This window comes from Cupriavidus sp. 01L45, assembly GCF_056399885.1.
The window spans coordinates 1-358 of sequence record NZ_JBFTSG010000195.1; the positions used below are offsets into that span (position 1 = coordinate 1).

Annotated in this window: 1 protein-coding gene; it reads left to right on the plus strand. The window is 52.8% G+C overall.

Annotated elements, in window-relative coordinates:
* Positions 1-219: hypothetical protein (locus AC1DT6_RS40685; RefSeq protein ID WP_477112261.1), on the plus strand; the 219-nt coding region annotated here is incomplete at its 5' end.
* Positions 220-358: the final 139 nt, after the last annotated feature.

Below are 358 nucleotides of genomic sequence, written 5' to 3' on the forward strand. Positions count from 1 at the left end.
CCCTTAAGATTCGCCCCCTCGCAACACAACTACCGCGCTGCAAAGCAGGCGGGACAAGGGTTGCGGGGTTGGCAGGGGTGGTTGGCGGCGCGAAAGGCGCGGCGAACTGAAGTAAAAAAACCTGTTGACGAAACGCTGATTGCTCTTCATAATCTCGTTTCTCTGCTGCAGCAAACGCAGCGACGCGGTGAGCAAAGCGAACCGCGGCCAGTTCTTTAACAAACAAACAACCGATAAGTGTGGGCGCTTGATAGCGGATGCGGAAGACTTCGGTCTTTTAGCTTACAAGTTATAAAGTGCTCGCACAGTAAAACATGTTGGTTATGTCCGGGGTGCAAATCACGGATGTAGCCAGTCA